Annotated in this window: 6 protein-coding genes and 1 pseudogene; 3 read left to right on the forward strand and 4 right to left on the reverse strand. The window is 39.7% G+C overall.

Annotated elements, in window-relative coordinates:
* The 3 genes and pseudogenes from ACFE93_RS32585 to ACFE93_RS32595 form a co-directional block, all read right to left on the reverse strand.
* Positions 1–851: pseudogene (locus ACFE93_RS32585) on the reverse strand (glycoside hydrolase family 10 protein); the annotation flags it as partial.
* A gap of 1,142 nt (positions 852–1,993) precedes the next feature.
* Positions 1,994–3,319, reverse strand: a complete 1,326-nt coding sequence (locus ACFE93_RS32590) for a TIGR03279 family radical SAM protein (protein ID WP_375479938.1) — start codon at positions 3,317–3,319, stop codon at positions 1,994–1,996.
* A 219-nt stretch (positions 3,320–3,538) separates the two neighbouring features.
* Entirely contained in the window at positions 3,539–4,363 is an 825-nt protein-coding gene (locus ACFE93_RS32595) for an undecaprenyl-diphosphate phosphatase (protein WP_375479940.1), read from the reverse strand.
* Positions 4,364–4,811: 448 nt separating this feature from the next.
* Between ACFE93_RS32595 and ACFE93_RS32600 the strand changes: the two genes are divergently transcribed.
* The 3 genes from ACFE93_RS32600 (at position 4,812) to nadB (ending at position 8,404) form a co-directional block, all read left to right on the forward strand.
* Complete coding sequence (locus tag ACFE93_RS32600; protein WP_375479942.1) at positions 4,812–5,591, forward strand: DUF3120 domain-containing protein; 780 nt, start codon at positions 4,812–4,814, stop codon at positions 5,589–5,591.
* A gap of 552 nt (positions 5,592–6,143) precedes the next feature.
* The gene (psbU, locus tag ACFE93_RS32605; RefSeq protein WP_375479944.1) at positions 6,144–6,572 is read left to right on the forward strand and encodes a photosystem II complex extrinsic protein PsbU; all 429 of its coding nucleotides are present in this window, start codon (positions 6,144–6,146) and stop codon (positions 6,570–6,572) included.
* A 155-nt stretch (positions 6,573–6,727) separates the two neighbouring features.
* Positions 6,728–8,404 (forward strand): L-aspartate oxidase, encoded by a 1,677-nt coding sequence (gene nadB / locus ACFE93_RS32610; protein ID WP_375479946.1) that lies wholly within the window; start codon positions 6,728–6,730, stop codon positions 8,402–8,404.
* A gap of 1,132 nt (positions 8,405–9,536) precedes the next feature.
* Here the strand turns inward: nadB and ACFE93_RS32615 are convergent.
* Positions 9,537–9,893, reverse strand: a 357-nt coding sequence (locus tag ACFE93_RS32615) for a diguanylate cyclase domain-containing protein (protein ID WP_375479948.1), incomplete at its 5' end; no start/stop codon positions are given.

The raw sequence follows: 9,893 nt of genomic DNA on the forward strand, positions 1-9,893 counted from the left end.
GATAAGGGAGATGAACTACCCCTCTGCCCCTGTACCCCTTTGCCCCCCTGCACTAAGGGTGCAGCCGCCACAGTCGTAGAGCAACTTTGGGAACCTCCTGCTATTTTTTTGGTGCGATTTGATGGCGCTAGTGCTGTCAAATAGTGATTGATAGTAGTTTTTAACCAGGCATTATCTAACTCGGCTGCTGAGGCTGTATCTGTTCCCCAGCGCCAGCCTAAAAAGGTAGAACGCTCAGTTGTTACTACTGCGGCCGGATTATCTTTGGAATTCCAAACAGCAGGAGATTCAGTGCCCATATCGTTAGGAATCACAACACCCCCGCGCACTTTACCAAAAAGTCCAGTTTGATTTGTCCATTCTGGGATCTTGGTTTTTGCGGCTTGAATCTGTTCTGTGTCACTAAGGCTGAATCCCCAATAACCTCCCAAAAGCGATCGCAATAACTGCCGTACTCCTGGGGATGACAGACTACCTACAGGCCCACTAGCAATCAAACGCCCTCCCTTACTCATCCAGTCTTCTAGAGCGATCGCTTGAGTCGGTGTTAATGTCTCGATGTTTGGTAAAAATAAGACCCGGCGATCGCCCCAATCTCCCCCACTCTTGACATCACTTAGGGAAATTACACAATATTTCATCCCTATTGTCTGTAAGCGATCGCTTATCCCTCTCCATTGATTTGCATTTTCTTGGCCATACACTACACTCAATACCGGTTCTTCAGTCGCCGCCGTTACTGGCAAAATACTCAAAAAATTGAAAATTACAATTTCACAACTTAAAATAAATAATCTTCTAGCTTTTTTAATTTTTAAATTTATATCTTTTCGGTTTTCCTGATGCTTCACTATTGAATCCTCACTTTATTATTAATTAATTTAGTTATTAGTCAGAATTCATTAGTACGCAATATAAAACTCTAGTTTGATTCCTGGTAAGTTTACTGAAACTCTCACCCGGATTAGTAAAGCTAATATTTTGCTTTTCAAAAATCAAATAGGATGACTATAAGCTTTTCGTAAAAGTACTTAGTGAATTACCTTCATTAATCTAGCCTATCAAAACCAGTAAAAAATGCCAAGATGGATACTCAAATTGCCAGAATCAATTCTAGATAAATTGTTTACTATTACATTGTAAATTTAATTTCATTGGTGACTAACTTTGGAGTAAATTTTGCACAGATGTTTGCATAATTGCAGAGAGTTTTCACTTAAACTTTAAAGAAAAAATGCCACTCTTATTTTAATTATCTGTTTTTCATGGTTTTTGTGAGTTAAAAAAGTAATACTAGTGCTGCTTGGAACGGTACTAAATAGAGAATAGATTGCATGAATCAAAAGCTCTCACCATCAGTCCCTCTCTCAAGCTTGTGAAAAGGATTTTTAAATTGGTTTCACTTCTCCCAACTTTGGGTTAAGGGGTTGAGGGGGAGGGCAAATTTTGTATTTGTGCAACAGGTCTAATTAATACCCTTGATAATCACCTTTTTTAACAGGAATATTCTAGGTTTTAAAGTAACATTTATAGATAGATGTGAAGCTAATAAATAACTGCGAGCGCCAGAATTAAGCTAACAATAATTCATCAGTAGTTTATCCAGGATTTTATAGCCAGGATTTTATATTTAGGGAAAAGACAGTAATTTTAACAGCCGCAATTACAGCATTCACGATTAATTAAACGTATAAATAAGTAATAAATTTACAAATTCAAATTTATTAATTTTGGATTTAACATTCAAATGTTTGGATGCAACAAAAATGAGTTTAGATTCAAAGACTTAGAGTAAGTAAAGTTAAAGCAGTAAGCAAAAAGACTTTACATAACGCAGTTAAATTATCTCTAGTGTTTTCTAATAAAAACGATCTACAGCTTAATCTCTACCGCAACCACTCTCCTTGGTAATAATAGGGTTTGGAGGAGAGATTTTGATATATACTTCATTTATCTGGCAACTGCTATAAACTAAAGAGCTAACAAAAAAAGCTTAAAGAATACAGGTATTGATTAAATCTTCAACTCCTCCTACTGGTAATATTTTTGTCTCCAATTTACGGGCTAATTCTTCAATACTCATATCATCTAAAAATACCAATTCACCATGTTTGAGCATTACATTTGGCAGTAAAATTCCGTCTCCCAAATCTTGCCCTTGTAAGTTCAACAGTAAATCATGACCCGTTAGTAATCCTGTGACAGTAATATTCTGTCCCCAATAATCGCTGCACAAAGCACGCATATTTACTTTTAAACCTTCAATAGAATTTAACCGTTTCAAGATAGGTTGAAAGGCGTTTTCTACTGCGTTACCTACTACCCAAGTTAATTTTCTCTGAGGATAAACTTTTGGCGGTAGTAATTCTGTTGCAGCAGTTGCAAATTGCTTGATAAACAACTGAATTGAACCAACACCATTATCAATTTGGGGATACTCTTCATATTCAGATTCGCTCGGTAATTCCTCACCTGCAATCAAAAACCACTCATCAGCTAACCAAGCGACGCTAGAGGAAAACTTTTGCCGAAATTTTTGCGAAAGTGTTCGCACTTGAGAAATCACTTCTTTGGCTTTTTCTCTAGTTACGGGTATGAGTTCGTCTTCTGGAGGCCGAAACCTTGTCAATCCGACTGGCACAACTGCTACCGATGCTACCGCAGGCACTTCACCAGTATGAAAGGATGCTAAATCTTTTAGGGTTTGCTCCAGGTGTTCGCCATCATTTATACCAGGACAAACAACCACTTGAGCATGAATTTGTAGGCGTCTTTCTTGAAACCACTTGAGTTGTTGCAAGATTTGTCCCGCACGGGCATTTTTCAGCAGTCTAATTCTAACTTCCGGCTCCGTGGCATGAACAGAAACATACAACGGAGATAAGCGCATTTGTTCAATCCGCCGCCATTCTCTTTCTGGCAAATTGGTCAAGGTAAGATAAGAGCCATACAAAAAGCTTAAGCGGTAATCGTCGTCTTTAAAGTACAAGCTGGTGCGCTTACCTGGTGGCTGTTGGTCGATAAAGCAAAATGGACAGCGGTTATTGCACTGAATTAAGCCATCAAATAGGGCAGTTTCAAATTCTAGTCCCAAGTCTTGGTCGTAATCTTTTTCGATTTCCAGGCTATGAGTTTTACCAGCAGCGTCTAAAACTTCTAATTCCAAGACTTCATCAGCACACAAAAACTGATAATCAATTAAGTCGCGGGGGCGTGTACCATTGATTGCAACGATCGCATCCCCAGCTTCAAAACCAATCTCTGCGGCTATTGAGTCTGGAAGAACCTTGGTAATTCGGGCAGGATGAATGGTAGTCATGGGGAATGGGGCATTGGGCATTGGGCATTATAGCGTTTCTTATTTGAGTCTAATACAGACTTAACCCCAGCCCCTTTCCTACTCGTGTTGGGGAGTAAAATTCAAAGCCTCTCTCCTAAAAGGAGTGAGGTTAGATTGTATTGCATACAAATAAGCAGTCGCTATAGTCATTTGCTTTGGACAAAGGACAAATGACTAATAACAAATGACTAATAACTATTATCCTTTCCAACCTGATGCGATCGCTAGTAAGATCGCACTACCAAATGCTAATCTATACCATACAAAAATCAAAGTGTTTTTAGTTGCTAAGTATTTGATCAAAAATGCAATTGATAGGTAGGAAAAAATCAAGGTTGAAATAATTCCTACAATTAACAGTGCAACAATGTTATCTGGCAACTGGTGAGCTTGAAACAACTTGAATATTTTCAAGCTTTTATACAGCGTCGCAATGGTAAGAGTTGGAAACCCTAACAAAAATGAGAATTTTGCTGCTGTAGCGCGTTCTAATCCTAAAAATAAGGCAGTTGTCAACGTCGAACCAGAACGGGAAACGCCCGGAATCAAAGCAAGTGTTTGTCCTAATCCAACTAAAATACCATCCCGAATCTGCAATGACTCAAAACCTCGCTTTCGAGTGCCAATTTTTTCTGCCAAAGCTAGTATAAGTGCCATAATAATTGACATGATACCAATAATCAATGCACTCTCAGGTAAAATATCTTTTAAAAGAAAGCCGAAAATTAAAGCGGGCAGTGTTCCTACTACAATACCGACAAGAATCTTCCATTCTTCACGTTGCCAGTCTTTAGCTTTTAATGCTTCGATTCCACCTTTAGTAATACTATAAATTAACGACCAAAAATATCCCACAATTGCGATAACGCTGCCAAATTGAATTGCATCAACAAAATCTTTAGAACCTAGTTCTTTCCAACCAAATATCTTGGTAAAAATCAGAAGATGTGCAGTACTGCTGATTGGCAAAAACTCTGTAATACCTTGAACAATACCCAAAATAAAAGCTTGAATAAATTCCATCTGCAATTAATACCTTTTTCGTGTTTTAAACATTATTCTTAGGATGATGATGTTGTTTTATATACTTTCTATTGCACCCAATCTTGTAGAAAACTCAATTTTACCGATCGATAACATCATCGAAGACGCTGACTATGTTCTTACACCCATCTCAATAAGTCAACGGAATTTTGTCAATTCATCAAACTTTAATATTTAGCGGACTGATGTCAGTTCACTTTTAACTGTTAAATTTTACCCCTCACTTCTTTGTAGTCCCCTATGTACAAGGAACTACAGAGCAGTGGTGTACATAGTGCAACTTTAATGGATTCCTTTGGCAGAGAATGTTTTGCTTGGTTTGCGCCAAGGCTCCTGAAAATTTCAGTATAATTACAATGCCCTAGGGGGGGATTTTAAAGTGTGATATCTTAAATAAGATGAAGTTTAGTAACAAATATTAAAAACTTTGATTAATAATACACTATCCTCTTACAGCGTTTCTACCCCTTCTATTGATACCGAGTTGGACTTAGCTGATACTGGGCTGAAGGGTATCAGGCAATTGGAATCTACACTCTCCTTTTCTCCCTCTCTTCCCTTATCTATTTCTGCGCGACAAAGTTGGTTAGTGTTTGCGGCGGCGGTGTTTTTGGTATCAGTGCCAGTATTTGTAGAAGCGCCAATAGTGCGATCGCTACCAAGTCTGAGTTTAGCCCTGACAGCATTTTGGGTATGGCTAAGTTTTGCCTTAATGTCACGTCCTGCAACTTACGTCTGGGGGGATTTGCTTTTAGGGTTTAGCTGGAGTTGGTTAGCAGGAGCGATTTACTGGGGCTGGTTACGTTGGGAACCTTTATGGCATCTACCGGTGGAGTTTATCGGTTTACCGTTTGCTTGTTGGTGTCTGGCGAAGAATTGGGGCAAGGTAGGTAACTGGTTTTATTTAGGTTCTTTACTCGGTACAGTTTTAACAGATGTATATTTTTATATAGTAGATTTGATACCCTATTGGCGGCAAATCATGAGAGTAGATGCAGATGTAGTACCGCAAATCTTACAAAATGCTCTCGTGCAAGTACAAGCACCTTGGGGACAAACTTGGGCGATAATTCTCGCCGTAGTGCTATTAACAGTAGGAATTTCAGCTTTAGGTCGAAATCAAAGACACTGGTATGCCTTTGGTGGCGCAGTTTTAAGCACAATTTTAGTAGACAGCCTATTTTTGTTAGCTGCGATCGCAGCCTGAAGCAGGTAGGAGGTAGGAACTTACAATCAACGTGTAGACTTCTCTTACCGAAACTTTTCCTACCCCAATCTACGACATATCAAAAATGATGCTGGAAACGATCAATTAGTTAAGAAATATTACATAAAAATCCATCAGCATCCAGTCTTTTTTAGTAAGGTTTTCGATCTTAGAAATCGTAAGTTTGGTGTCTGCTTGGGAGGTAGAATCAGCCACCCCGAAAAGATTTCGTCTAGCAGGGAATGCTACCAAAATCGTGGATGCAACGCTATTACAGCTATGCAGGCACTCTTTGCACGATGAAAATTTTTGGTAAAAGTACAGTCAAACCCAGTAACCGTAAATATTGTGGATATTAATACGCTGTATATTAGTTTCTGATGACTGCTGTGTTGACTAAGCTATCAGCTTTTGTCCTTTGTCTTTTGTCCCTTGTCAGTTGTCAGTTGTCCTTTACAAATGACCAATGACTAATGACCAATGACCAATGACCAATGACGGCTGTTAGCTTAAAACTTTTATTTCTGTTTGATGGAAAGAGGTAGAAAAATCGTGAAAGGATTGGCGCGTTTATTAACAGTGTTTAGTTTGTTACTTAGTTGCTGGGGATGGTTGGGAACAACTCAGATAGCCCAAGCTGCTAGTTTCAACAGTTTTGCTTTTCCCCAAGTCCCAGTTCTGGCAATTGAGCGGCAGAATCGGGCAGACGCTAAACTAGGAACGGAGTTTGGTAAAAAAATTGATTTGAATAATACCAACGTCCGAGCTTTTCAACAGTTTCCAGGGCTTTATCCCACCTTAGCTAAGAAAATTATCACCAATGCTCCCTACCAAAAGGTAGAGGATATATTGGATCTTCCAGGATTGAGCGATCACCAAAAACAAACCCTGCAAGCCAACCTCGATAAATTTACCGTGACAGAACTAGAGCCTGCCTTTAATGAAGGAGACGATCGCTTTAACAACGGTATCTACAGATAACTGAATTGCAGTTAATGTAGCAAATAGCAGCCCACTCCTGATTCTAGGGAGTGGCAGATGATATGAGTTAGGAGTTAGGAGTTATGAGTTAAAAATTCAAAACTCCTAACTCCTAACTTCTAACTTCTAACTCCTCACTTCCCCTACCCATTACCTTGTCTCAGATAGATATTCCTAGCCAATTTGATGTTTTAGTAGTCGGCGCTGGTGCTGCCGGACTATACACAGCGCTGTGTCTGCCAGAATCCTTGCGAGTCGGTTTGATTACCAAAGAAACCGTTGCTTTGTCTGCCAGCGATTGGGCGCAAGGTGGTATTGCCGCAGCGATCGCCCCAGAAGATTCTCCAACACTGCACATTGAAGATACGATCCAGGCGGGTGCAGGTTTATGCGATCGCGCCGCTGTGGAATTTCTCGCCCAACACGCCCCTAGCTGCATTCAATCCCTAGTTAACTTGGGGGTCGCTTTCGACCGTCATGGTCAAGCCTTAGCTTTAACTTTGGAAGCCGCCCATTCTCGCCGCCGTGTTCTCCACGCTGCGGACACCACAGGGAGGGAAGTTATTACCACCCTCACAGCTCAAGTATTACGTCGCCAAAATATTCAAGTCATTCAGCAAGCTTTGGCTTTGAGTTTGTGGATTGAACCTGAAACAGGTTGTTGTCAGGGAATTAGCCTGTTTTATCAAGGCAAAATTACCTGGATAAGAGCTGGTGCTGTGGTACTGGCAACAGGCGGTGGTGGTCAGGTATTTGCCCAAACCACGAACCCGGCTGTAAGTACGGGTGATGGGGTCGCGATCGCATCTCGGGCTGGGGCTATCCTCCGCGATTTAGAATTTGTCCAATTTCACCCGACTGCCCTCACTAAACCTGGTGCCGATCGCTTCTTGATCAGCGAAGCTGTACGCGGCGAGGGGGCACATCTTATCGATAATGAAGGGCGACGTTTTGCCTTTGACTACCACCCTGCGGGTGAACTTGCACCGAGAGATGTGGTCAGTAGAGCAATTTTTAGCCATTTACAACGTACCGCCCTTGATTTGGCTACTGCCCATGTGTGGTTGGATATGCGCCCCATCCCCGCCGAGAAGATTCGTCTCCGCTTTCCTAACATCGTCAAAGTTTGTCAGCATTGGGGCGTTGATGTCTTCCACGAACCAATTCCTGTAGCCCCAGCTGCCCATTACTGGATGGGTGGAATTGTTGCGGATCTGATGAATCGCACAAATATCCCCAATTTGTACGCAGTAGGTGAAACCGCTAGTACCGGGGTGCATGGGGCAAATCGCCTTGCCAGTAATTCCCTGTTGGAATGTATTGTGTTTGGGGCCCAGATGGCTAATATTGAGTTAGAAAATATTGGGCTGTCCTCAGAAATACCAGTGCTGCCATTACGGAAATTTAGTCCTGATCCTAGTGAGTGGCACATCCAACAAGCACAGCTAGAAGCACTCAGGGAGAAGTTACCGCGTCTAGTGTGGGAAAGTGCTGGTATTTGTCGAGAGCAATCAAGGCTGGAAACTGCGATCGCTACTATTGAATCTTGGCAGCAAGATTTCACTGCCTTGCCTTTAAGTCAATTCTTGCTTGCTTTACGTCCAGCAGAACCCGCTAGTTTTGACCTACCAGATGTTGAACGGCAATTAGGACTTTGGGCAGAAACCCGCAATTTATTAAATGTAGCTAATTTAATTCTCAAAAGTGCTGCTTTTAGAACCGAAAGCCGAGGCGGACACTTCCGTTTAGATTATCCTCAACCAGACCCAAGTTGGCAAGTCCACACACTTATACAAACAAATCATTGGTGGAAATCTCCACTATTGTCTTGAATAAACTACCTTAAAGAGTTTGACGGTTTTCAGCAACCCTAAGCACAACATCTTGCAATAAGCCGCTAAATATAAAGATGTGGTGTCCAAGACAAGACGGTACCTAACTAATTGCGCTACTCTACGACAATCTAAAATCTAAAATTCAAAATTGCCATCAGCGGGTGCCGCTACCATTATGACTATCGGGACCACCATAATTTGGTGGAATGTATATGTCTTTTAAATTTTGAGAATTGACCTTGCGGGCGATTAAAGTGTTACTGCTAGTAGGGCCAAAAGAATTAGCACTTGCAATACTGAATATACCTGCGCAAGCGGCAATTTTTGGTATCAGTATGTAAGCACCTATCCAGAATATTATAAACTTTGTGATTCGGAAGTTAGTCTTCATATTTTTCAGTAAATTTACTAGTTTTTTATTCCAAAGCGTATTTTTTAGTTATGACCGTATATTCACTGTAATTTTTGAAAAAGTATTTTAATTTTATGAAATTATTGCTGGTAGTTTACAAATTATTGTGGTAATCGCTTGTTGATTAACCTTAATTTGCTGATATTAAATAGTCTTTATACTTAAGTGGTATCCTTAATAAACGATTTTTACATCAGTCTAAGGTTAGATATGTCAATGATTTACTGCGAGCATTTTGCTTACTTTATTATTTATTAATAATATCTTAATCTTTTTAAGTATAAACACTATGTTTAATAAATTAGAGTTCAGAAAAATATGAAATAATACTTATTAAAGTGTATAATTTAGATTTAATGATCAAAGAGGTGTAAACATAAAACAACATATTTACAGTATTAAAAAGATTTCCAAACCTACTAAACTGCGTAATAAACGAATAAATATAGGTATAAACTTAAATGTAAATTTAAATACATTAACTTTAATTTTCTAATTGTTTTTGATGACTAATTATTCTCTGACATAAATTATGAGGTTTAGTGTTCAAGCCAAAAAGCCTTACTAAGTCTGCATTTTGCTGAAAATTTACCTCGTAGGATATATACTATATTTTTTCAAGACAATGCCTTAGACGTATCTCTAGTCTAAATTCCTAATTTAAAGGTAAAAATTGTAACTAAGGTTGAAAAATCTGGAGACTTGTCTCTTGACTAATTAAGCAAGCTCGTAGCGATTTTTACCCAAGCGCTTGGCACGGTACATTGCTGCATCTGCTTGTTTTATCAAAGTTTCACTGTCTTGACTGTTGCATGGGTAGACACTAATGCCAATACTGGCAGAGACTCGGATTGGATAGCCGTCCAAAACAATTGGCTTGGTAATACTGTTTAAAATTTTTTCAGCGACTTTAGCAGCTATTTGGACATTAGGTATTGTCCGTAAAATCACAGTAAATTCATCGCCACCCAAACGAGAAACTGTATCACTAGCGCGTAAACAGTTGCTGAGTCGTCCAGCAATATAGCGGTTCTCAGTTGGGTGAAATATAGTAACAGCAGTGGGTAAACCATC

This window comes from uncultured Nostoc sp. (genome assembly GCF_964247315.1).
Taxonomy (GTDB): Bacteria; Cyanobacteriota; Cyanobacteriia; order Cyanobacteriales; family Nostocaceae; genus Nostoc.

Coding starts and splice junctions, on each gene's coding strand:
- ACFE93_RS32590 (WP_375479938.1), bottom strand. CDS start 3,319: ATGACTACCATTCATCCTGCCCGAATTACCAAGGTTCTTCCAGACTCA.
- ACFE93_RS32595 (WP_375479940.1), bottom strand. CDS start 4,363: ATGGAATTTATTCAAGCTTTTATTTTGGGTATTGTTCAAGGTATTACA.